The 20,123-nt window shown below is 70.8% G+C and carries 26 protein-coding genes; 6 read left to right on the top strand and 20 right to left on the bottom strand.

The features are described 5' to 3' along the window. Positions 1-113: 113 nt before the first annotated feature. Complete coding sequence (locus LV75_RS08085; RefSeq protein ID WP_253886168.1) at positions 114-1,520, bottom strand: PLP-dependent cysteine synthase family protein; 1,407 nt, start codon at positions 1,518-1,520, stop codon at positions 114-116. Between the two features lie 488 nt (positions 1,521-2,008). Here LV75_RS08085 and LV75_RS08080 point away from each other — a divergent pair, with 488 nt between their 5' ends. Genes LV75_RS08080 through LV75_RS08055 form a run of 6 tightly spaced genes read left to right on the top strand, consistent with a single transcriptional unit; the run spans position 2,009 to position 4,880 of the window. Then, positions 2,009-2,512 (top strand): hypothetical protein, encoded by a 504-nt coding sequence (locus LV75_RS08080; RefSeq protein WP_253886167.1) that lies wholly within the window; start codon positions 2,009-2,011, stop codon positions 2,510-2,512. A gap of 40 nt (positions 2,513-2,552) precedes the next feature. Continuing rightward, positions 2,553-2,933, top strand: coding sequence for a hypothetical protein (locus LV75_RS08075; protein WP_253886166.1), 381 nt, complete (start codon positions 2,553-2,555; stop codon positions 2,931-2,933). Between the two features lie 7 nt (positions 2,934-2,940). After that, positions 2,941-3,342 carry an Imm1 family immunity protein gene (locus LV75_RS08070; RefSeq protein ID WP_253886165.1) on the top strand — a complete coding sequence of 134 codons (402 nt, stop codon included), beginning with the start codon at positions 2,941-2,943 and terminating at the stop codon, positions 3,340-3,342. A gap of 29 nt (positions 3,343-3,371) precedes the next feature. Further along, the gene (locus tag LV75_RS08065; RefSeq protein WP_253886164.1) at positions 3,372-4,109 is read left to right on the top strand and encodes a CPCC family cysteine-rich protein; all 738 of its coding nucleotides are present in this window, start codon (positions 3,372-3,374) and stop codon (positions 4,107-4,109) included. Positions 4,110-4,156: 47 nt separating this feature from the next. Further along, positions 4,157-4,510 (top strand): hypothetical protein, encoded by a 354-nt coding sequence (locus tag LV75_RS08060; protein ID WP_253886163.1) that lies wholly within the window; start codon positions 4,157-4,159, stop codon positions 4,508-4,510. Positions 4,511-4,514: 4 nt separating this feature from the next. After that, positions 4,515-4,880 (top strand): CPCC family cysteine-rich protein, encoded by a 366-nt coding sequence (locus tag LV75_RS08055; protein WP_301318848.1) that lies wholly within the window; start codon positions 4,515-4,517, stop codon positions 4,878-4,880. On the opposite strand, the gene LV75_RS08050 is transcribed toward LV75_RS08055, so the two are convergent. The 19 genes from LV75_RS08050 to fliG form a co-directional block, all read right to left on the bottom strand. Next, positions 4,877-5,968 (bottom strand): EscU/YscU/HrcU family type III secretion system export apparatus switch protein, encoded by a 1,092-nt coding sequence (locus tag LV75_RS08050; RefSeq protein WP_253886161.1) that lies wholly within the window; start codon positions 5,966-5,968, stop codon positions 4,877-4,879. The genes LV75_RS08055 and LV75_RS08050 overlap by 4 nt on opposite strands. After that, positions 5,965-6,696: a flagellar biosynthetic protein FliR gene (locus tag LV75_RS08045; RefSeq protein ID WP_253886160.1), complete on the bottom strand. Its 732-nt coding sequence runs from the start codon at positions 6,694-6,696 to the stop codon at positions 5,965-5,967. Before LV75_RS08045 ends, LV75_RS08050 begins: the two co-directional genes overlap by 4 nt. Positions 6,697-6,733: 37 nt before the next feature. Then, the gene (fliQ, locus tag LV75_RS08040) at positions 6,734-7,003 is read right to left on the bottom strand and encodes a flagellar biosynthesis protein FliQ (RefSeq protein WP_253886159.1); all 270 of its coding nucleotides are present in this window, start codon (positions 7,001-7,003) and stop codon (positions 6,734-6,736) included. Positions 7,004-7,013: 10 nt separating this feature from the next. Then, positions 7,014-7,910 (bottom strand): flagellar type III secretion system pore protein FliP, encoded by an 897-nt coding sequence (gene fliP, locus LV75_RS08035; protein WP_253886158.1) that lies wholly within the window; start codon positions 7,908-7,910, stop codon positions 7,014-7,016. After that, positions 7,907-8,287, bottom strand: coding sequence for a flagellar biosynthetic protein FliO (gene fliO / locus LV75_RS08030; protein WP_253886157.1), 381 nt, complete (start codon positions 8,285-8,287; stop codon positions 7,907-7,909). Before fliO ends, fliP begins: the two co-directional genes overlap by 4 nt. After that, positions 8,287-9,018 (bottom strand): flagellar motor switch protein FliN, encoded by a 732-nt coding sequence (fliN, locus tag LV75_RS08025; protein WP_253886156.1) that lies wholly within the window; start codon positions 9,016-9,018, stop codon positions 8,287-8,289. Before fliN ends, fliO begins: the two co-directional genes overlap by 1 nt. After that, complete coding sequence (locus LV75_RS08020) at positions 9,015-10,025, bottom strand: flagellar motor switch protein FliM (protein ID WP_253886155.1); 1,011 nt, start codon at positions 10,023-10,025, stop codon at positions 9,015-9,017. The genes fliN and LV75_RS08020 overlap by 4 nt, the downstream gene beginning before the upstream one ends. A 141-nt stretch (positions 10,026-10,166) precedes the next feature. Then, a complete protein-coding gene (locus LV75_RS08015) occupies positions 10,167-10,604 on the bottom strand; it encodes a flagellar basal body-associated FliL family protein (protein WP_253886154.1) in 438 nt (145 codons plus the stop codon). Positions 10,605-10,621: 17 nt separating this feature from the next. After that, entirely contained in the window at positions 10,622-11,509 is an 888-nt protein-coding gene (locus tag LV75_RS08010) for an OmpA/MotB family protein (protein ID WP_253886153.1), read from the bottom strand. Next, positions 11,509-12,276, bottom strand: a complete 768-nt coding sequence (locus LV75_RS08005; RefSeq protein WP_253886152.1) for a flagellar motor protein — start codon at positions 12,274-12,276, stop codon at positions 11,509-11,511. Before LV75_RS08005 ends, LV75_RS08010 begins: the two co-directional genes overlap by 1 nt. Continuing rightward, positions 12,276-12,554, bottom strand: coding sequence for a flagellar FlbD family protein (locus tag LV75_RS08000; protein ID WP_253886151.1), 279 nt, complete (start codon positions 12,552-12,554; stop codon positions 12,276-12,278). The genes LV75_RS08005 and LV75_RS08000 overlap by 1 nt, the downstream gene beginning before the upstream one ends. A 107-nt stretch (positions 12,555-12,661) precedes the next feature. Continuing rightward, on the bottom strand, positions 12,662-13,492 hold the full coding sequence (locus LV75_RS07995) for a flagellar hook-basal body complex protein (RefSeq protein ID WP_092784044.1): 831 nt from the start codon (positions 13,490-13,492) through the stop codon (positions 12,662-12,664). A 63-nt stretch (positions 13,493-13,555) separates the two neighbouring features. Further along, positions 13,556-13,984 carry a flagellar hook assembly protein FlgD gene (locus LV75_RS07990; RefSeq protein ID WP_253886150.1) on the bottom strand — a complete coding sequence of 143 codons (429 nt, stop codon included), beginning with the start codon at positions 13,982-13,984 and terminating at the stop codon, positions 13,556-13,558. Between the two features lie 14 nt (positions 13,985-13,998). Continuing rightward, positions 13,999-15,729 (bottom strand): flagellar hook-length control protein FliK, encoded by a 1,731-nt coding sequence (locus LV75_RS07985; protein WP_253886149.1) that lies wholly within the window; start codon positions 15,727-15,729, stop codon positions 13,999-14,001. Further along, positions 15,726-16,700, bottom strand: a complete 975-nt coding sequence (locus tag LV75_RS07980; RefSeq protein WP_253886148.1) for a transglycosylase SLT domain-containing protein — start codon at positions 16,698-16,700, stop codon at positions 15,726-15,728. The genes LV75_RS07985 and LV75_RS07980 overlap by 4 nt, the downstream gene beginning before the upstream one ends. Then, on the bottom strand, positions 16,697-17,143 hold the full coding sequence (locus tag LV75_RS07975) for a flagellar FliJ family protein (RefSeq protein ID WP_253886147.1): 447 nt from the start codon (positions 17,141-17,143) through the stop codon (positions 16,697-16,699). Before LV75_RS07975 ends, LV75_RS07980 begins: the two co-directional genes overlap by 4 nt. Beyond that, on the bottom strand, positions 17,143-18,486 hold the full coding sequence (locus LV75_RS07970) for a FliI/YscN family ATPase (RefSeq protein WP_253886146.1): 1,344 nt from the start codon (positions 18,484-18,486) through the stop codon (positions 17,143-17,145). Before LV75_RS07970 ends, LV75_RS07975 begins: the two co-directional genes overlap by 1 nt. Then, positions 18,483-19,118, bottom strand: coding sequence for a FliH/SctL family protein (locus LV75_RS07965; RefSeq protein WP_253886145.1), 636 nt, complete (start codon positions 19,116-19,118; stop codon positions 18,483-18,485). The genes LV75_RS07970 and LV75_RS07965 overlap by 4 nt, the downstream gene beginning before the upstream one ends. Further along, on the bottom strand, positions 19,102-20,118 hold the full coding sequence (fliG, locus tag LV75_RS07960) for a flagellar motor switch protein FliG (protein ID WP_253886144.1): 1,017 nt from the start codon (positions 20,116-20,118) through the stop codon (positions 19,102-19,104). The genes LV75_RS07965 and fliG overlap by 17 nt, the downstream gene beginning before the upstream one ends. Positions 20,119-20,123 lie beyond the last annotated feature (5 nt).

Below are 20,123 nucleotides of genomic sequence, written 5' to 3'. Positions count from 1 at the left end.
CCCGAACCGCAAGACAGCGCATACGCACTGTCTTGCGGTCCGGCACGTGCAATTGCGCCAGTGGGGCGCACTAATGCATGCCAACCATGCCCGGACTAGCCGCGCAGGACCCGTCAGCCGCGCAGCGCGTCGACGAGCTCGCCGATCCCCGCCACCCGATCGTCCAGTTCGGACCGGGGGAGCACGGCGACGACCAGTCCGTCGTGGGTGATCACCACGGCGTCCTGGGTCGGGGTGAGGCGGTCGCGCACGCTCGACACCGACTCGTGCACGCCCGCGATCGGCAGCGCCGGTCCCAGGTGGTCGAGGACGAGGTCCTCTGGCGCTGCGTCGCGCAGGTCAGCCAGCGAGGCCGAGCCGATTACCTGGGCCACGGTCACCGGTTCCGCCTGCTCGGCGGGCCGCACCACAACCGGTAACGCGTGTCCGCGCCCGAGCGCCGCCCTGGCCAGTTCGACCGTCGTCGAGTGCGCGATCGTCTCGCTGACGGGCGCCGCCGCGGGGGCCTGCCCGGTCTCCGGGCCGAACCCGCGCTGGCTCACCCAGTCGTCGTCGAAGTACTTGCTCAGGTAGGACCGGCCCGAGTCGGGGGCGACGGCCACGACCACGTCATCGGGGCCGAGCGTGTGCGCCAGCGCGACCGCGGCCGCCACGGCTAGCCCACCGGAGGCGCCGACCAGCAGGCCCTCCTCCCTGGCGAGGGCGCGGGTCATCGTGATGGACTCCCGGTCGGGCACCTGCCGCACGGTCGCGGCGACCGCCGGGTCGTAGGACTGCGGCCAGACGTCGGTGTCGGTCTCCGGGTGCACGAAGCGGCCGGTCGCCTCGACCAGGTGCGGGCGCCCGGAGCCGCCGCCGTACACCGAGCTCTCCGGGTCCGCGCCGACGACCTGGACCCGGTCGCCGGAGACCTCCCGCAGGTAGCGCCCGGCGCCGGTCAGGGTGCCGCCGGTGCCGATCCCGGCGACCAGGTGCGTCACCCGGCCCCCGGTCTGCGCCCAGATCTCCGGGCCGGTGGTCGTGTAGTGGGCGTTGATGTTGGCTGGGTTGTCGTACTGGCCCGCGTACCAGCCGCCGGGGGTCTGCGCGGCCAGCCGGGCGGCGAGCGCGCGCACCTGGTCGGGGTGGTTGGCGGGCAGCAGCGCCGGGGTGATCACGACCTTCGCGCCGTAGGCCCGCAGGAGCCCCAGCTTCTCCTGGCTGCTGCGGTCGGGCACCACGACGACCACCTGGTAGCCCAGTGCGGCGCCGATCATCGCCAGCGCGATGCCGGTGTTGCCCGAGCTCCCCTCGAAGATCACCCCGCCCGGCCGCAGGTCCCCGCTGGCCTCAGCGGCGCGCACCATCGACAGCGCCGCCCGGTCCTTCGAACTCCCCGCCGGGTTGGCCGCCTCCACCTTCACCAACACCGCGGCCGGGGCACCCCGGGTAACCCGCTTGAGCCGCACCAGCGGCGTCCGCCCGACCAGCCCGGTCACATCGTCGACCACCGCGATCAGGTCGGGGAATCCGTCCGGCATCCAGCGCACCCTTCCGTCGAGCCCCCCACCACGAGGCCTCGAGGCCGGGCCCCGCCAACATACCCGCCGCCCAGCACCCCCAACCCGCCTTCCGCCCGCTGAGATCGGCGACCCCACCCAGGCCGCGCCCCTCTAGCCGGTCGGCGTTCTGGCGGGCACCGGTACCTGGAGCCCACTCCAGCGCCGATCTGGACCAGGGGACCCATGCCTCCTGCGAGGGTCGGCTACTTAGTGCTGTCGGAGGCAGCGCCACAGGGCATGGGCGCGAAGGAACCCGGACTGCGGATTCAGGCCGCTCGCGGGCTGTGGAAGGTGTGTCAGGAAACAGTGGAGCTCGCCATGAGTGGACAAGTCTGGTGGTGGGGCACAGTCTTGTGTGGTCGGCAGGTTTGGTGAAGAAGCAACGCCAGGCGCGGACTTTGCGGCCCGGATTGGCAGGGGGCATGGTGGGAACTGCGGGGGAGAGTTCGCGTGAGTGGGTTGACGCGGTGTTGGTGCTGCTCGGTGGGTTGATGGCTGGGTTCGAGGCGCACTATGGGTATGCGCCGGATGAGAACGAGGTTGTTCGTCGGTCGGTGGCTTTGGACGAGGCGACTAGTGCGGGTTTGGTTGGGCTTGGGGCGCCTGGTGAGCTTGTCGGGTTCTATGCCGTGGTTGGTGAGGTGTCTCTGCCCGATGTGGGCAGTGGGTGGTTCATCGACTCGGCGGAGGATGTGGTCGCGTTCGCCCGTGACGGGGTGCGGCCAGCCGGGGTGAGCGGGGCGCTTGACGGGGGGATCGTGGTGTTCGGGACTGATGGTGGTGGGGGTCTGCTTGCGATCGCTGGCGTTGATGGGCGGGTTTATCGTTTGCGTGAGGGTGCGTTCGTGAAGACGATGTATGAGGTCGAGACTGCGGGTCTTGAGGTGTTGGCCGCCGATTTCCCGGGTTTCCTGCGGTATCTACTGGACCAGGTCCACGCGGCGGCTGCGCCATTGCCGCCCACGGCTTAACCGGTGAATGGTGATCTGATGGTGGGCAGGGTGTTGGGCGATGCTGAACGGTTTGCGGCCTGGTGAGCTTGAGGGCTTGTTGGTGACAGGGCTGACCGAGTACCGCTTCGAGGACGGGACGTTGGCGGCGTTGCGGTTGGCGTTGGTGGGCGGGCGGTCGGTGGTGCTCAAGGAGTACGCGGACTGGGAGTTGCTCATCAACCCGCGTCCTGACCAGGCCATGCCCGAGTACCTCTGGCCGCCGGAGTCCATTGTGGTGGCGGAGTTGATGTCCGACTTGCCGCCGGGAGGGGTGCCGGTCGGGGTGCTGGGGGAGCGGTACAACGAGGTCGGTGACCTGGTCGGGCTGGAGCTCGGCTTCCACGATCGCCGGGTTGTTGTCGGAATCTGGGCGGGGGACCTCACGGTGGAGCTGCGGTGACAGGGTGATGTACGTCAACAGGATCTCCCTCGACGACCAGGACGCGCACGGCGAACGCGAGTTTGGTCCTGAAGGGATAGACGAGGCACTGGTTGTCGAGTTGGTCAAGGCGCTCGACGGGGTGCGGCACACGCTGCTGAGCCTGAGTCCAGGGAGCGAGGCGCACCTGGCCATCGGCGGTGGCGCGAATGGTGCCTACATCGTCTACATGACGGTGGACAACGAGGACTTCTACAACCTGATGGCAGCGAACCCGTCGCCCGGCCGATTCGTGGAGATCACCGCTGGCCAGTTCGGCGAGTACCCCACCGCGACCGCCGTCACGCTGGCCGAAGCGGTGGAAGCCGCCGTCTGCTACGCGACCTCGGGGACCAAGAGCGAGCGGCTCATCTGGGAACACCAGGCATAGACCGGTTTGTCGAACCGCAGGGAGGTGCCATGAGCTGGCGTCCGCTGAATGAGGTGCCGTCGAGTCGGTTGCGGGAGATGAGTGTGGTCGGCTTGACGGAGTACCGACACGACGATGGGTCGCTTGCCGCTGTGTTGGTCGAGGCTGTGGGCGGGGCCTCGGTGGTGCTGACGGTGTGGACCGACTGGGTGTTGGTGGTTGATCTCGAGGAGGACGGGGTGCCGCCGAGCTACTTGCGGCCGCTGGATTTCGAGACGCGGGAGTTGATGCCCGGGCTCCCGGCTGAGGGGGTGGTGGTCGAGTCCGTGGCGGAGTTCCGCAACGAGGTCGGCGACTTGAGCAGGCTCGTGCTCATGGTGAACGGGCACCGGCTGGTCGCGGGCATGTGGGCAGGCGACCTGACCCTGAGCCTGCAACGTTGTCCAGCCAGCGGTCCGGTGAGCAGTGGGCAGACCCACCCCTGCCCGTGTTGCGGGTACCTGACATTCGCGCAGCCGCCCGGTTCGCACGAGATCTGCGAGGTGTGCCTGTGGGAAGAGGATCCGGTCCAGTTGCGCGCGCCGCTTTCCCTGCGAGGGGCCAACAAGGTGTCGTTGGTCGAAGCACAGCGCGACTTCCGGGACCGGGCGACGACCTTCGCCCGCGATCCGGGGTGGCGCCCAGTCGACCTAGGGGTCGACAGCTTCGAGGCTCAGGGCGAGTGGCCCGCCGATCTGACCACTTTGTACTGGTGGCGGGACACCTTCTGGCGCGGGGTGGGGGTGTGAACGGGCGTCCGCTGAATGAGGTTCCCGCGGTCGAGTTGGTGAACTCGATGGTGACCCGGGTGATCGAGTGCCGGTACGGGGATGGGTCGCTTGCCGCGCTGCAGTTGGTGTTCGCGGGCGGTCGGTCGGTGGTGCTCACGGTGTGGATCGACTGGGTCTTGGTTGTCGATTCCCGTGGCGACGATGCCCTGCCGGATTATCTCTGGCCACCGGAGACCATTGGGGTGCGTGACCTCATCTCGGGTCTTCCGCCCGAGGGTGCGCCGATCGAGTCAGTGCACGAGAGCCGCAGCGAATACGACGACCTCGTCGAGCTTGAGTTCATCTTGCACGGACACCGGATCAAGGCGGGGATGTGGGCAGGCGACCTCACGCTGGACGTTCAAGATCGAGAGGTCTGATGCCATGAGCTCTTTTCCCTGCCCGTGCTGCGGGTATCTAACGATGGCTGAGCCGCCTGAGTCGTATGAGATTTGTGGTGTGTGCTTCTGGGAGGATGACAGTTCGCAGTTGCGGTGGCCGTTTTCGGTGGAGGGGGCCAACTATGTGTCGTTGGTGGAGGGGCAGCGGAACTTTGTGGAGTTGGGTGCGTGTGAGGCCAGGCTCGTACCCCATGTGCGGCCCGTGGCGCCCACCGATGTCCGTGACCCGGGGTGGCGGCCGATAGAGCCGGCTGTCGACAGCTTTGAGGGCGAGGACGAGTGGGCGCCCTGGCCTGAGGATCGCACCGTCTTGTATTGGTGGCGGGATACGTTCTGGCGCAAGGGCTAGGCGGCCGCGCCTGCGGGCATGCTGTGGATGCCTGCTGCGGAGCCGCGGCTGCGGAGGCGGTGGAGGAAGGCCAGAACGTGGGCCACGGGGCCGAAGAGGTCCATGGGGATCTCTTGGCCGACCTCGCAAGCGCTGTAGAGGGCGCGGGCCAGGGGGATGTCGCGCACGATCGGGACGCGGTGTTCGGTCGCCAGTTCGCGGATCTTGGCGGCGATCTCGCCCGCGCCCTTGGCGACCACGCGCGGGGCGCCCTTGTCGGGGTCGTAGCGCAGGGCCACGGCGACGTGGGTCGGGTTGGCCATGATGACGTCGGCGGTGGGGATGTCGGACATCATCCGGTTGCGGCTCATGGCGAGTTGGCGGGCGCGGATCTGGCCCTTGATCTCGGGGTTGCCGTCGGTGTTCTTGTGCTCGTCCTTGACCTGTTGCTTGGTCATCCGCAGTTCCTTGCCGACCCGGCGCTTGGCCACGATGTAGTCGGCGATGCCCATCGCCAGGCCCGCGACGGCGGCGAGGCGGATCAGCGACAGGACCGTGTCGCCCAGGGTGGACACCAGCGACTGCAGCGGCAGCGAGCCCGACCCCATGATGGTGGGGATCAGGTCCTTGACCGCGGTGTAGAGCACCAGCGCCAGGATGGCGCACTTGAGCAGCGTCTTGACCAGTTCCCACGCCGACTGCGGGCCGAACATCCGCTTGATGCCCTTGAGCGGGTTGAGCCTGGTGAACTTGGGCTTGAGCAGCTTCATCGCGGGCCGCAGTCCACCCTGGACGCCCGCGCCAGCCAGCACCGCGAGCAGGGTCGCCCCGAGCAGCGGCGCGATGGCCAGCGCCCCGCCCTTGAAGGCGTCGCCGAGCAGGGTGAACACGTCGGCCTGGTCGGGGTTGGCGATGAACTTGGCCGCCCGGCGCAACAGGCTCGCGCTGCTGTCGAACAGGTCGGTGAAGACCCCGGGGATGACCCAGGTGGCGACGAGCACCGCGGCCCACGCGCCCAGGTCCTGGGTGCGCGCGGTCTGCCCCTCAGACCTGGCCTCCTTGAGCTTCTTCGGTGTCGGCTTCTCGGTGGCGTCCTTGTTCCCGCTCATCGCCCGATCGCTTTCAGTACGGCGTTGGTGGCTTCCTCGGCGATGGCGTGCACCGCCTGCGGCAGCAACGTGATGGCCAGCCCGACCATCACCAGCGTGAGACCCACCTTGGCAGGGAAACCCACCGAAAACGGGTTCAGCGCGGGTGCGACTCGGTTGAGCAGCCCCAGGCCGATGTCGGCGCAGAACAGCACCACGATCATCGGCCCGGCGATGAGCACCGCGGCCAGGAACAACCGCCCTAGCCCGGTCGTGAGCAAATCCGATAGCCGTTCGAGGGAGAAGCCGCCACTGAGCGGTATCGCCTCATACGAGAGGGTGAATCCCCGCAGCACCAACTGGTGGGCGTCGGTGGCGAACATCAGCGCGGTGGCGGTCAGGCCGTAGAACCGGCCGAGCACACCGGCGTTGCCGGAGAACGAGAGCGGGTCGTAGGCGAAGGCCAACGAGAACCCGCCGAACACGTCGAGCAGGTCCCCGGCGGCCTGCACGCCCGCGAAGATCACCGCGGTGAGGAACCCCAGCCCGGCACCCACCACGACCTGCTCCACCGCCGACACCGCCAGCGTCCAGGTCTCCGTGCTCGGCGCCCCCGGCGCGAGCTTGGGCACCAGCGGCAGCACCATCGCCACCGCGAGCATCGCCTTGATGGTCCCCGGGATCGCCCGGCCGTTGAACGGCGGGCAGGTGATCAGCCACGCCACGCACCGGATCACGGCGAGCAGCATCGCCGTGAGCGTCCCGGGTGCCAGCGCGGCTTCCACCTCAGCCGACCAGCGCGGGGATCCGCTCGTAGAGGCCGCCGGTGAAGCTCACGATCTCGTGCACCATCCACGACCCGGTCAGCAGCAGCGCCGCGGCGACCCCGATGGCCTTGGGCACGAACGACAGCGTCACCTCCTGGATCTGGGTGACCGACTGGAACAGCGAGATCCCGAAACCGATCACGAGCGCGGTCAGCAGGATCGGGGCGGCCAGCTTGCCGGTGACCAGCATGGCCTGCACGCCCAGCTCGATGATGGTGGTGTCGTTCACAGGTGGTCCCTTACGAGTAGGTGCCGACGAGGGCGGTGATCAGCAGGCCCCAGCCGTTGGCGAGCACGAACAGCAGGAGTTTGAACGGCAGCGCGACGGTCACCGGGGGCAACATCATCATGCCCAGTGACATCAGCGACGCCGAGACGACCATGTCGATGACCAGGAACGGGATGAACAGCACGAACCCGATGAGCATGGCCGCGCGCAGCTCGGAGAGCACGAAGGCCGGGATGAGGGTGCTGGTGGGCACGTCGGCGGCGTTGGCGGGCTTGTCGTTCCCGGCCACCTTGGTGAACAGCGCGATCTCCTCGGGTCGGGTCTGCTTGAGCATGAACTCGCGCAACGGCTTCATCCCGTCGTTGAACGCGACCGACTGCGTCTTCTCGCCCTTGAGGTAGGGCTGCACTCCCTGGGCGTTCACCTCGCTGACCACCGGGCCCATGATGAACAGGCTCAGGAACAGCGCCAGTCCCGCCAACACCTGGTTCGGCGGGACGTTGGTCAATCCAAGGGCATTGCGTGTGATGCCGAGCACAACGAAGATTTTGGTGAAGCTGGTGCACAGCAGCAGCAGCGACGGCGCGACCGACAGCGCGGTCAGCAGCAGCAGGATGACGATGGATTCCGAGGGCTTGTCCGGCGTGCCGACGGTGACGGTGACCCCGCTGGGCTCGCTCGGCGCACTGGGCGCGCTCGGTTCGGCGGGCTGCACCGCGGCGGCCCGCGCGCCAGTCACCTGTACCCCAGCGGCCGGTACGGCGGCGGCCGGTACGGCGGCGGGCCCGGTCTGCGCCGAGGCCGACCCGGTCGCCCCCAGCAGTCCGATCAGGACCACCAGCATCGCCAGGACGCTGGAGCGCTTGACCCGGTCCACCCGGGTCGCACCGGCCGCCGCCGCGCTCACTTGCGCACCGACCGCTCGCGCAGCGCGTCCAGTGCCTGCTTCCAGGTGGCGGGGGAGAGCGCGGACCCGGTGAGCGCGCCCGGCTGGTCCAACTCCGGCTTGAGCGGCGGGCGCGGCTCGGGCACCGCGAAGGTCTCCGCGTCCGCCACGTGCAGCAGGTTCACCTGGTGGTCGGTGACCCCGAGCACCAGCGCGGTCTTGTCCACCTGGATGACCGCGACGCTGGCGCCGCGGCTGAGCTGGGTGCGGGCCAGCACGTCGAGCGTGCCGCCGCGGCGCCGCCGGTTGCGCATCGGGCGCCGCGCCAGCCGGGCGGCCAGCCACAGCGCGCCGAGCACCAGCAGCAGGGCGATGAACACCCGCAGCAGCTCGGCCATCAGATGGCGTCCACCGCGGCGCCCGCGAGGATCTCGGTGATCCGGATCCCGAAGTTCTCGTCGATGACCACGATCTCCCCGCGCGCGATGAGCCTGCCGTTGACCAGCACGTCGGCGGGGGCGCCCGCGGCCCGGTCCAGCTCGATGACCGACCCGGAGCCCAGCGAGAGCAGCTCGCGCACGGTCATCCTGGTGCGGCCGAGCTCGACGGTGACCTCCATCTCCACGCCGCTGAGCAGGTCCATCGCCGAGGCGGCCGAGCGCGTGGGTTGCGCCGCCTGCCGCGGCGCGGGCGCGCTGGCCTGCGGGGTGGACAGCACCACGACCGCCTGCATCGCCGCGCCCGCGGTCAGCGGGACACCGACCAGCACGCCGCTCTCGGCCATCGAGGCGAGCGCGGCCTCCGGGGTGGTCTGCCTGCCCGGTCCGGCGACCGAGCCGAGCACCTTGGCCGCGGCCTCCAGCGCGGGCGCCACCGCGGCGCCCAGGTCCAGCTCGCCGAGCGGGCTCGACTTGAGCGCCTCGACCAGTTCCTGGTTGACCAGCACCGCCAGCGTGCCGTGGGTCTGCCCGGTGAGGTCCGCGCACACGGCCGCGCCGGGCAGCGCGAGGGTCGTGGCGTCGGCGACCGGCGCGCCGACGGTGAGCGCCTCGCTGGCGGGCAGCACGGTCAGCGCGGCCTCGGCCGCGGCCCGGACGGCGGCGGAGGAGTCGGTGTGCGTGCTGGTCATAGCTGGATGTCCTCCGTGTTCGCGGCCACGACCTGGCAGGCCAGGCGGGCTCCCTGCTTGGTGGCGACGGCGTGGCCGAAGACGCGGCCCGCCGTGGTGATGTCGAGCGGGCGGTCCACCGGGTGGCCGAGCGAGAGCAGGTCACCCGGGCGCAGGTCGAACAGGTCGTTGGAGCGCAGCTTGGCCGGGGCGAAGCGCACCGCGATCTCCACCGGCACCTCGCGCAGGCCCTGGGTGAGCAGGTCGCGGGCGGCCTGCTGGGCGGCGCGCTCACCGGCGGTGGTCTCGGCGCTCTCGCTGTGGCGCTGCAGCGAGGGCAGCACGGACTGCAGCGGGACGGTCAGCGTCAGCGTGCTCTCCGCCTCGCCGACGTGCAGGTCGAACCCGGCGGTGACCATCACGTCGGCCGGGCCGCCGACCTGCACCAGCTGCGGGTTGTACTCCAGGGCGCCCAGGATCGGGTCCACCCGGACGAACTCGGCGAGCCCGATCTTGAGCTCGGTGAGCACGTCGGTGAGCAGGTCGCGGATGAGCGGGGTCTCCAGGTCGGTCAGCGGCCGCACGTGCTGCTTGCCGCCCGGCCCGCCGAGCAGGTGGTCGATCAGGGTCAGCGCGGTGACCTGCGGCAGCTCCAGGACGGCGACACCGGGCAGCGGGTCGAACCGCAGCGGCGCCACGACGACCGGCTCGACCTCGCGGGCGAGGAACTCGTCGGTGGAGATCTGGTCCACCGCGGCCACGCCGACCCGGCAGACCACGCGCAGCTGCGAGGTCAGCAGGATGGCGAGCCGGTGCGAGAAGGTCTCGTACGCCAGCTGCAGGGTGCGCAGGTGCTCGCGGGGCAGCTTCGCCGGGCGCAGGAAGTCGTAGCTGGCCAGCGGACGCCCGTCGGTGACGAGTCCGCCGGTCTTCGCGCCGCCAGCCCGACGGCCCGGTGATGACGAAGGGGTCTGCACGGTGCCTCTATCGGCCGGGTGGCGCGCCACCTGAGCGAGTAACCCCGTCATGTCCTCCGAACGAGTGATTGTCCACTCGGGATCGATGTTCATCCGATCGGTTGCGGTTGCCGGTCCGATCGGGACCGGGGCTGGGTCGGTCCCGATCGGACGGCGCGTCCCCGCGAAGGGGCGTTCTGCTGGGGCGAACCCCTACTGCATGACGAACTCGGTGAGGTAGATGTCCATCACTTCCTCGTCGTAAGCCTTGCCGATCTTCTCCTTGAGCTGCTTCTTCTGCTCCTCGCGCGCCTCGTTGCTGGAGAGCTCGGCCACGGTCTTGTTGCTGAACTGGGCGACCGCCAGGTCCAGCGCCTTGCTGCCGTCGAGCTTCTCGGTCACCTCGGCGGTGGCCTGCAGCGCCATCTTGAGCTTCAGGTAGTGCCCGTCGGTCAGGTTCATCGTGACCGCGTCGAGCACCAGCACCTCGCCCGGCTCCGGGGGAGCGGGCTCGCTGGAGCGGAACAGGAAGAAGTACGCCCCACCACCCCCGCCCAGCAGCACCACGAGCACCAGGATCAGCAGCAGCTTCTTGTTGCCCTTCTTCTCCGGCGCGTCGGTCTCGTCGGTCTTCTTCTCGGTCTTGCCCATGGGTTCCTCCCTCCGGATCAGTGTTCGGTCGCCGCGGTCGGCAGCAGTGCCTTGACCTCGGCGCTCTGGTCGGACAGCACGACCACCTCGACCCGGCGGTTGCGGGTCACCGAGAGCGGGTCGCTCGGCGCGTACAGCGGTTTGGTGTCGGCGTAGCCCGCCGCGGTCATCCGCGACGAGGGCAGGCCGTGCCCGAGCAGGTAGCGGACCACGCTCGAGGCGCGGGCCGTGGACAGCTCCCACGAGCTCGGGTAGTTCTTCGTCGGCACCGGCAGCTGGTTGGTGTGCCCGCCGACCTCCAGGTGGTTGGGCAGGGCGGTCAGCGACGGCGCGATCGCGTCGAGGACCTCCTTGCCCTGCGGCAGCAGTTCAGCGCTGTCGCCGCCGAACACCACCGAGCTGGTGATGATCGTGACGACCAGGCCGCGCTGGTCGATGGTGAACTGCACCGCGTCGGCGAGCCCCGCCTTCGCCAGCAGCTCGGTCATCTGCTTCTGCGCCTCGCGCAGCTTGGCGACCTCCTGGCGGGCCTTCTCCAGGTCGGCCGCGGCCTTGGCCCGGTCGGACTGCTGGACCGCCTTCTCCGCCTCCTGCTTGCTCAGCGTGGTGACGTCGGCGCCCTCGCCGCCGGCGGCGGACTGCAGGTCGATCTTGTCCGGGCTGACCCCCGAGGTGTCCGGGCTGCCCGAGGCACCACCGACCACCAGCGACTGGCTGCCGCCGAAGGCGCCTGCCAGGCTCTCCTTGAGCTGGTCGAACTTCTTCGCGTCCACTGTGGACATCGCGAACATGACGATGAACAGCACCATCAGCAGTGTGATCATGTCGGCGTAGGTGAGCAGCCAGCGCTCGTGGTTCTCGTGCTCCTCTTCGTGGCCGCCGCGGTGCTTGCGCTTGCCCGACATCAGGCTGCCTTGTCCTGCTCGGCGCTGGCGGGCACGAGGCTGCGCAGCTTGCGGGCGACCAGGCGCGGGTTGGACCCGGCCTGGATGGCCAGCACGCCCTCCAGGGCCAGCATCATCTGCTCGCACTCGAGCTCGCTGATGCGCTTGAGCCGGTTGGCCATCGGCAGCCAGAACACGTTGGCCGTCATCACGCCGAACAGCGTCGCCACGAAGGCGCCCGCGATCAGGTGGCCCAGCTGGCTGGGGTCGGCCAGGTTCTCCAGCACGTGCACCAGGCCGAGCACGGTGCCGATGATGCCGATGGTCGGCGCGAAGCCGCCCATGTCGGTGAAGATCTTGGCGCCGACCTTGTCGTGCTTGCGCTTGGTGTCGATCTCCGCCTCGAGGATCTCGCGCACCTCGTCGGAGTCGGTGCCGTCGATGGCCAGCTCGAGCCCCTTGCGCAGGAACGGGTCCTCGACCTTCTTCGCCTCGTCCTCCAGGGCAAGCAGGCCCTCGCGGCGGGCGCGGTCGGCGAGCTTGACCACGACGTCGATGACGGCGCCGCCCTCGATCTTGGGCGAGAGCATGGCGCGCTTCATCAGGCCGATGACGCCGACGGCGTCCTTCATCATGCCGCTGGCCATGGCGACGCCGAAGGTGCCGAGGAAGACCAGGATGATCGGCGGCAGGAGGATGATCGACATGGGGTCGCCACCCTCCATGATCATGGAGACGACGATGGCCACCAGGGCGAGTCCCATGCCCGCCAGACTTGCCGGATCCATCAGATGCCCCTTTCCGGCAGGTGCAGCAGGGTGGCCTCGCCGGTGTCGACGAGGGTGGGAACCGGCCGGTGACCGCGGTCGGCGGCGTCTTGAGCCTGGCCGAGGATCTCCGCGCGGTGCTCGCGCACCAGCGCCGCCAGCTCGTCGAGCGACTGGGCCACCACGTACTTGGCCCCGTTGACCAGGGTGATGACCGTGTCCGGGGTGGACTCGGCCCGCTCGAGCAGGTCCGGGTTGAGCGCGAAGGGTTGGCCGTTGAGCCGATTCAGCAGTATCACAGCGTCCGTCCTTGGGGTGCCGGTGTTGGGCCCCTCCGTGGACCCCGTTGGTTCAACCATCGGCAGGCGGCTCACCCGGTTGAGGTGAACCGCCCGCCACCGGTCGCCTAGCGCTTGAGGTTCATCAGGTCCTGCAGCAGTTCGTCGGAGGTGCTGATGATCTTCGAGTTGGCCTGGAAACCGCGCTGGGCGATGATCAGGTTGGTCAGCTCCTGGGCGAGGTCCACGTTGGACATCTCCAGCGCGCCGGAGACCAGCACGCCCATGCCGTTGCTGCCCGGCGCGTTCACCTGGGCGGCACCGGAGTTCGCGGTGGCGCGGTAGAGCGAGCCGCCGATCTTCTCCAGACCGGTGACGTTGGAGAACTTCGCGATCGCGATGCGACCGATGTTCTGCTGCTGGCCGTTGGAGGCCAGGATGCCGACCAGGGTGCCGTCCGGGGACAGCGAGTAGCTGGCGTAGGTGGTGGAGTCGATGGTCAGCGCGCCGATCGGCTGGGTCTGGTCGATGACACCCGCGGTGCCCATCCAGCCCTGCACCAGGCCGCCGTCGGCGGAGGTGAGGCGGCCCTGGGCGTCGGAGGCCATCGAGCCAGCCCGGGTGTAGGCCTGCTGGCCCGCGTTGTCGATGACGAAGAAGCCGTCACCCTGGATGAGCATGTCGCCGGTGCGGTTGGTCAGCTGGCTGTTGCCCTGGGTGAAGTTCACGCTGGTGCCCGCGGTCTTGACACCGAGACCGACCTGCGCGGGGTTCTGCGCGGCGGTGTTGGCGCCCGCCGCCGCGGCGGTGCGGATGCTCTGGCTGAGCGCGTCCTCGAAAACCACCGCCGAGCTCTTGAACCCGCTGGTGTTCACGTTGGCGATGTTGTTGCCGGTGACGTCCATCATGGTCTGGTGGCTGCGCAGGCCGCTGATGCCCGCGAAGAGGGAACGCAACATGTGGTTTCCAGCCTTCTGTTCGTGTTCGACTGAGGTGCTAGCGGTGTGTGGGGTACTCGGGGGTCAGACGGTGCGCTGACCGGTGACCAGCGACAGCGGGACGTCGGCGTTGCCGATGCGCACCGTGGGGCTGGCGCCGAAGGTGGCGGCGCTGACGGTCCCGGTGAGGGTCTCGCCGTCCACCTTGGTCTTGTAGCTGACGGCCTTGCCGACCAGGGCGCTGGCCTGCGCGCTCACCGTGGAGGTGAGCAGGCTCGACTGCGAGTCGGCCAGCGCGGTGAGCTTCTCCACCTGGGTCAGCGTCGCGGTCTGGGTCATGAACGCGGTCGCGTCGGTCGGGCTGCTCGGGTCCTGGTAGCGCAACTGCGCCACGAGGAGCTTGAGGAACGCCTGCGAGTCCAGCCCGGTGAGCGGGTTGCCCGTGGTCTTGGCGGCGCCGGTCGCGGTGGTACCGGTCGTCTGGGTGGACGTGCCCGAGATGGGGGTGGTCATGCGTCTCCTCGCTCCTAGGCGTGCAGGTCGAGCACACCCGCGGAACGCGCGGGCGCGGCTGGGCCGGTGGTCTGGTGGGTGGGCGCGGCCTGGACCTCGCCGCGGCTGCTCGCCGCCGCGGTCCACTGGTCCCACTGGGCGCGCTGCGCCCACTGCTCACCCGAACCGGCGCCGGTGCCCGCGAAGGCGCCGTCACCGACCAGGCAGGAGGTGAACCCGGCGCGCTCCAGTTCGCGGCGCAGCTCGGGCAGCGCGGCGCGCAGCGCCTCGCGACCGGCCTCGGTCGCGCTGCCCAGGTCGAGGTGGATGTCCCCGCCCTGGATGCGCGCGGTGAGGCTGACCGGGCCGAGGTCGACCGGGTGCAGGTGCACGGTGAGCGTGTGCTCGCCGTTGTGGCCGTGCAGCGGACTGAGCTCGCTGGCCAGCTGGTGCGCGTTCTGCACGTGCACCGGCGCGGTCGGGGTCTGCGCCGCGGGGGCGTCGACGGTCTGCGCGCGGATCGCGGTGAAGTCCACACCGGACAGCGGCGCGGCGGTCGGGGTGACCGGCTGCTCCGCGGTGCCCGGCGCGGCCTGCGCGGCCGTCGCGGTTATTGTGGTGTCCACAAGCGACAGTTGCTGGGCCTCGCCAGCGGCCGGGTCGACACCCGGGACCGCCTGCTGGTCGGCACCGGGCTTGTCGTCGCGGTCGGACTTGTCCTCGCTGGCTGCCTTCTCGCCCTTCACCGTCGCGGTGCCCGACCCCTGGGGGGCGCTCACCTGGGTGTCGGCCGAGGTGGCCTTGCCCGCGGCGTTCTGGGTGGGGGAGCTCTGGGTGGGCAGCGCGACCTCGACCGCGCTGCCGGGCTGGGCCTCGGCCCGCACGGTCGCGGTGTCGGTGTTCGGCGCGGTGGCCGACAGGGTGGTCACGTTGTCCACGTCGGAGTTGTCGGCCGCCGCGCGCCCCGCCTGCAGGGGGGCACCCGTCTCGCTGCCGCTCAGCACCTGATCCGCACCCGTGGCCGCCGCGACCGGGGCCTGCGTGGCGCTGAGCGCCTCGCTGCCCGCCTGGGCGGTGGCCCCCGGCGCCGTGGCCCCAGGCGTCGCGCCGAGGGCGGCAGCGGGCGACTCGGGGACGGTTCCGGTGGGCACCTCGGTCGCAGCGGTCGCAGCGGTCGCAGCGGTCGCAGCGGTCGCAGTGGACAGAGTGGGCACAGTGGACCCGGTGACCGCCGGAGGGACCACGATCTCGGTGGTCCCGGTCGACACCGCCGCCGCGGCGGGCTGGGTCGCCGCGGCGGCGGGAGTCTGCTGGCCCGGCGCGGTAGCCGCGGCCTGGGGCGCGATCGGGACGATCGGGTCGGCCGTGGTGCGGGTGGCCGGTGCTTGCGCGGTGGAGTTGGTGCCCGTCTGCTGGCTCGCGGCGAGGGGTAGACCGAGAGTCGGCACCACGAGGCCGGACATGAGGTCGGCGGCCAGCTCGGCGGCGTCGTTCTGGGTGGTGGCGTCCTGGGCGGCGGGGTCCTCAGTGGACCCGCCGATCCCGGTGACGAGCGCGCTCAGCAGGGACACCTGCTCGGTCGCGTTCGGGTCGGCCTGCGCCACCACGGCGGGGGTGACCGCGGGCGCGGTCGCGATCGCCTGGAGGAGGTCGGCGAAGGCGGGGGCGTTCGAAGTGGTCGTCTTGTCGCCGGTCCCCTCGGCGGTGCTGCCGGTGGCAGCGGTGGTGGGCCTGGTCAGCGCCGGGCTCATACCGGGGATGGTCATGCCGCGACTCCCGCGTTGAGGTTCGCCATGATCTTCTTGACGTAGTTCTGGGTCTCGTTGTACGGCGGGATGCCGTCGTACTTGCGCACCGCGCCCGGGCCCGCGTTGTAGGCGGCCAGCGCCAGCGGGACCGACCCGAAGGTCTCCATGTGGCTCTTGAGCAGCCGGGCCGCGCCGTCGACGGCCTGCGTCGGGTTCATCGCGTCGACGCCGAGGCCCTTGGCGGTGGCGGGCATGATCTGCATCAGGCCCTGCGCGCCCGCGCCGCTGACCGCGTTCGGGTTGTAGTTGGACTCCTGCTTGGCGACCGCGGACAGCAGCCCGCTCGGCAGGCCGTACTTCTGCGTCGCCTGGGCGAACAGCGACGAGTACACCGAGGAACCGCCGCTGGAGACGCCGTACTTGCCGGTGAGCGCGGTGAGCGAGTCCGCGCCGGACAGCCCCGACAGGGCGGTGGTGCCGCCGGTCGAGGTCTCCGGCAGCACCCGGCGGATCGCGGTCGGCGTCTCGTAGACCTTGCCGACCTTGACGTCCTGGCCCGCCTCGGGCGCGTGGATCATCTTGCCGTCGCCGATGTAGATGCCGATGTGGTGCACCGGCGAGCCGAAGGCCACCAGGTCACCGGGCTTGGCCTGCTCCAGGGACGCGACCGGGGTGCCGACCTTGGCCTGGTCGCGGCTGACCCGGGGCAGGTCGACCCCCAGGTCGCCGTAGACCTGCTGCACCAGCCCGGAGCAGTCCAGGCCGGTCGCGGGGTTGGTGCCGCCCCACACGTAGGGGACGCCGATGTACTTCTGCGCCGCGGTGACGGCGTCGGCCCCGGTGGCCGTGCCGGTGCTCGCGTCGCCGAGGGCGTCGGTCAACGCGGAGGCGAAGTCGGTGCCGGCGGTGGTGTCCACCTGGGTGGTCTTGCTCGGCAGGAGGGCGTCGATCTCCGCCATCCTCGACATGATCGCCTGGATACCGCTCATCGCTTGTCGTCTCCCAGCCCGTCTCGTGCGTCACCGCGTCGCGTCCCGGCCACCTCGTCGGCCACCCGCTGCTCGGCCGCGAGATCGGCCAGCCGTTCCTGCTCACTCACCCGTTCGACGAGCTTCTCCACACCGCGGCGGCGCATGGCCGCCTCGCGCAGCGCGCCGGTCTCGGTCTCGGTCTCCGAGCGGGCGGCGCGCTCGTGCGCGCGGGCCTCGCTCAGCGCCACGGCCAGGGCCCGGCCCGCGGCGATCGCGGCCACGTAGCTGGCCGAGTCGCCGTCGCGCGGGCCCGACCAGGCGCGCAGTGACTCGGCGCGCGACTCGGCGCGCTCACCGGCCTCGGCCAGGCGCGCGTTGGCCCGGGTCACCGCGCTCTTGGCGATGTCCTCCTGGGCCCGGCGCGCGCGCAGCACGGCGGCCAACTTGGTGCGGATCGTCATCACTGCCCCCCACCATCGGCAGTCCCGTGCAGCAGCTGAGCCAAGTGCTGCCACGCCGCCTCGGCGGGGACCTGGTCGTCGATGCTCTGCCGCAGGAACGCGGTGATCTCCCCGCGCAGCGCCAGCGCGCGGTCGGCGTCGGGGTTGGTGCCCGGCACGTAGGCGCCGATCTCCACCAGCTCGCGCACGTCGCGCTGGGCGGCCAGCAGCCTGCGCAGCGTCGCCGAGTCGGCCCGCTGCGCCGGGGTGGTGATGGCCCCGGTGACCCGCGACACCGACTCCAGCACCTCGATGCTGGGGAAGTGCCCCGCGGTGGCCAGCTTGCGGTCGAGCACCACGTGACCGTCCAGGATGGACCTGGCCGCGTCGGCGATCGGCTCGTTGTGGTCGTCGCCCTCCACCAGCACGGTGTAGAGCCCGGTGATGCCGCCGACCGGGGCGGGCCCGGCGCGCTCGAGCAGGGTGGGCAGCAGCGCGAACACCGACGGCGGGAAGCCCCGGGTCGCGGGCGGCTCGCCCGCGGACAGGCCGACCTCGCGCTGCGCCATGGCGATGCGGGTGAGGCTGTCCATCATCAGCAGCACGTTCTTGCCGGTGTCGCGGTAGAACTCGGCGATGCGGGTCGCCACGAACCCGGCGCGCAGGCGCACCAGCGGCGGCTGGTCGGAGGTCGCCACGATGACCACCGAGCGGGCCAGGCCCTCGGGGCCCAGGTCGTTCTCCAGGAACTCGCGCACCTCGCGGCCGCGCTCGCCGATCAGCGCGATCACGGTGATCTCCGCCTGGGTGCCGCGGGTGATCATCGACAGCAGGCTGGACTTGCCGACACCGGAGCCCGCGAAGATGCCGATCCGCTGCCCGTGTCCACAGGGGACCATGGTGTCCAGCGCGCGCACGCCCAGCTGCAGCGGCTCGCTGATCAGCGAGCGCTCCATCGCCGAGGGCGGCGCCATGTCCACCGACACCCGGCTCAGCCCGACCAGCGGCGGACCGCCGTCCATCGGCCTGCCCAGGCCGTCGAGCACCCGCCCGCGCAGCTCCTCGCCGACGGCGATGCGCAGCGGACCGCCGGTGTTGACGACCGGGCTGCCGATGCCGACGCCGCCGAGCGGGCCCAGCGGCAGGCACACCACCCGCTCGTGGTCGAGCGCGACGACCTCGGCGAGCAGCGGCTGCTCGGCGGGGCCGATCTGGACCAGGTCGCCGATGCGGGCGACGATGCCCGACACGGTGACCGCCAGGCCGACGACGCCGACGACGACACCGGTGCGGGTGGGCTTGGCCGCGGGCAGCAGCGAGGCGAACCGCGCGCCGAACACGGGGTGGTCGATGGTCAGGGTCACGGGGCCAGCTCCGCTCGGATCCGGGCCAGTGCCGCGCCCAGGGTTGCGTCAACGGTGGTGACGGAGGTCAGCGCGATCGCGTCGCCCCTGGCCACGGCCGGGTCGGCCACCAGGGTGACCTGCCTGCCGGGGGTGGGGTCGCCGTCCGCGGTCAGCTCGGTGAGGTCGAGCGGGTTGACCCGCACGGTCACCGCGGCGGTCGCGGGCAGCGCGCCCACCGCTCGGGCCAGCCCGGCCCGCGCGCTGTCGGTCACCGCGACCGACAGCTGGGTACCCAGCATCGCCTCGGCCAACTCGACCGCGGCGGCCAGGACGTCCTCGGCCAGGTCCTCGGCGCGGCGCACCGTGGTGGCCAGCACCTGCCTGGCCGCGGTGTCCACGGCCGACACGGCGAAGTCGGTGCGCTGGGCGCGCTCGGCCAGCAGCCGCTCCAGCTCGCCCTGGGCGCGGCCGCGGGCGGCCGAGGTGGCCTCCCGGGCCTCGCGCATGCCCTGCGCCCAGCCGGTGGCGTAGCCCTCGGCGTGCGCACCGGCGCGGCCGCTCTGGTTGCCGGAGGTGACGCCGATCTGGAACGGCACGGCGGCGTCCCCGCCGCGCACCACGGTCCCGATCCGCTCAGGCGACGAACTCATCGTCATCCCCCCGCCGCAGCACGATCTGACCGGACTCCTCGAGCGTGCGGATCTCGCCGATGATCTTGGCCTGGGCCTCTTCGACGACCCGCAGGCGGATCGAGCCGAGCACCTCGATCTCCTCGACCAGGCTCTCCGCGGCGCGCTCGGACAGGTTGCGCAGCACCTTGTCGCGCACGTCCTCGCGCACACCCTTGAGCGCGGTGGCCAGGTCGGCCGGGGACACGTTGCGCAGCACCAGCTGCAGCGACTTGTCCTCGATGCCGACCAGGTCCTCGAACATGAACATCTGGCTGCGGATCTCGTCGGCCAGCTCGGGCGAGCGCTTGGCCAGGCCGTCGAGGATGGAGCGCTCGGTGGCCCGGTCGGAGCGGTTGATGATGTCCACCAGCGGACCGACGCCGCCGATGGTCGACACGTCCGAGGGCTGCAGCAGCGAGGAGAGCTTGCGCTCGAGCTGGTTCTCCAGCTTGCGCACGATCTCCGGGGAGGTGCGGCCCATGGTCGCCACCCGCAGCGCGACCTCGCTCTGCCGCTCCGGGGCCAGCCCGGAGAGCACCGCGGAGGCCAGGTTGGCTGGCATGTGCGCCAGCACCAGCGCCACCGTCTGCGGGTGCTCGTCCTGCACGAAGGAGAGCACCTGGCGCGGCTCGGCGCGCTGCAGGAACCGGAACGGGACGTCGACCATGGTGGCCCCGATGCGCCCGACGATCTCGTCGGCGCGGTCGTGGCCCAGGGTCTCGATCAGCAGCTCGCGGGCGTAGTCCATGCCGCCGTGCGCCACGTGCTTGCGCGCCTTGGCCATCGCGTGGAACTCGTCGAGCACGGTCTTGGTGTAGGTGGCGTCGACCGCGCCGAGCCGGGCGACCTCGGCGGAGAGCATCTCCACCTCGGCTTCGCGCAGCTTCGACAGGACCTTGGCCGAGCCGTCCTTGCCCATCTGCAGCAGCAGCACCGCTGCCTTGCGCAGGCCCTCGGGGGTGTTGGCGATGTCGGACATGGTGG

This window comes from Actinokineospora diospyrosa, from assembly GCF_024171925.1.
GTDB lineage: Bacteria > Actinomycetota > Actinomycetes > Mycobacteriales > Pseudonocardiaceae > Actinokineospora > Actinokineospora diospyrosa.
Note: the sequence above shows the minus strand (reverse complement) of the source record. Positions and strands in the feature narration are given on the sequence as shown.

Excerpts from the sequence above, each read along its gene's own strand:
- LV75_RS08085 (WP_253886168.1), bottom strand. The coding sequence starts at position 1,520 with ATGCCGGACGGATTCCCCGACCTGATCGCGGTGGTCGACGATGTGACC.
- LV75_RS08075 (WP_253886166.1), top strand. The coding sequence starts at position 2,553 with ATGCTGAACGGTTTGCGGCCTGGTGAGCTTGAGGGCTTGTTGGTGACA.
- LV75_RS08070 (WP_253886165.1), top strand. The coding sequence starts at position 2,941 with ATGTACGTCAACAGGATCTCCCTCGACGACCAGGACGCGCACGGCGAA.
- LV75_RS08065 (WP_253886164.1), top strand. The coding sequence starts at position 3,372 with ATGAGCTGGCGTCCGCTGAATGAGGTGCCGTCGAGTCGGTTGCGGGAG.
- LV75_RS08060 (WP_253886163.1), top strand. The coding sequence starts at position 4,157 with ATGGTGACCCGGGTGATCGAGTGCCGGTACGGGGATGGGTCGCTTGCC.
- LV75_RS08055 (WP_301318848.1), top strand. The coding sequence starts at position 4,515 with ATGAGCTCTTTTCCCTGCCCGTGCTGCGGGTATCTAACGATGGCTGAG.
- LV75_RS08050 (WP_253886161.1), bottom strand. The coding sequence starts at position 5,968 with ATGAGCGGGAACAAGGACGCCACCGAGAAGCCGACACCGAAGAAGCTC.
- LV75_RS08045 (WP_253886160.1), bottom strand. The coding sequence starts at position 6,696 with ATGCTGCTCGCCGTGATCCGGTGCGTGGCGTGGCTGATCACCTGCCCG.
- fliO (WP_253886157.1), bottom strand. The coding sequence starts at position 8,287 with ATGGCCGAGCTGCTGCGGGTGTTCATCGCCCTGCTGCTGGTGCTCGGC.
- fliN (WP_253886156.1), bottom strand. The coding sequence starts at position 9,018 with ATGACCAGCACGCACACCGACTCCTCCGCCGCCGTCCGGGCCGCGGCC.
- LV75_RS08020 (WP_253886155.1), bottom strand. The coding sequence starts at position 10,025 with ATGACGGGGTTACTCGCTCAGGTGGCGCGCCACCCGGCCGATAGAGGC.
- LV75_RS08015 (WP_253886154.1), bottom strand. The coding sequence starts at position 10,604 with ATGGGCAAGACCGAGAAGAAGACCGACGAGACCGACGCGCCGGAGAAG.
- LV75_RS08010 (WP_253886153.1), bottom strand. The coding sequence starts at position 11,509 with ATGTCGGGCAAGCGCAAGCACCGCGGCGGCCACGAAGAGGAGCACGAG.
- LV75_RS08005 (WP_253886152.1), bottom strand. The coding sequence starts at position 12,276 with ATGGATCCGGCAAGTCTGGCGGGCATGGGACTCGCCCTGGTGGCCATC.
- LV75_RS07995 (WP_092784044.1), bottom strand. The coding sequence starts at position 13,492 with ATGTTGCGTTCCCTCTTCGCGGGCATCAGCGGCCTGCGCAGCCACCAG.
- LV75_RS07990 (WP_253886150.1), bottom strand. The coding sequence starts at position 13,984 with ATGACCACCCCCATCTCGGGCACGTCCACCCAGACGACCGGTACCACC.
- LV75_RS07985 (WP_253886149.1), bottom strand. The coding sequence starts at position 15,729 with ATGACCATCCCCGGTATGAGCCCGGCGCTGACCAGGCCCACCACCGCT.
- LV75_RS07980 (WP_253886148.1), bottom strand. The coding sequence starts at position 16,700 with ATGAGCGGTATCCAGGCGATCATGTCGAGGATGGCGGAGATCGACGCC.
- LV75_RS07975 (WP_253886147.1), bottom strand. The coding sequence starts at position 17,143 with ATGACGATCCGCACCAAGTTGGCCGCCGTGCTGCGCGCGCGCCGGGCC.
- LV75_RS07965 (WP_253886145.1), bottom strand. The coding sequence starts at position 19,118 with ATGAGTTCGTCGCCTGAGCGGATCGGGACCGTGGTGCGCGGCGGGGAC.
- fliG (WP_253886144.1), bottom strand. The coding sequence starts at position 20,118 with ATGTCCGACATCGCCAACACCCCCGAGGGCCTGCGCAAGGCAGCGGTG.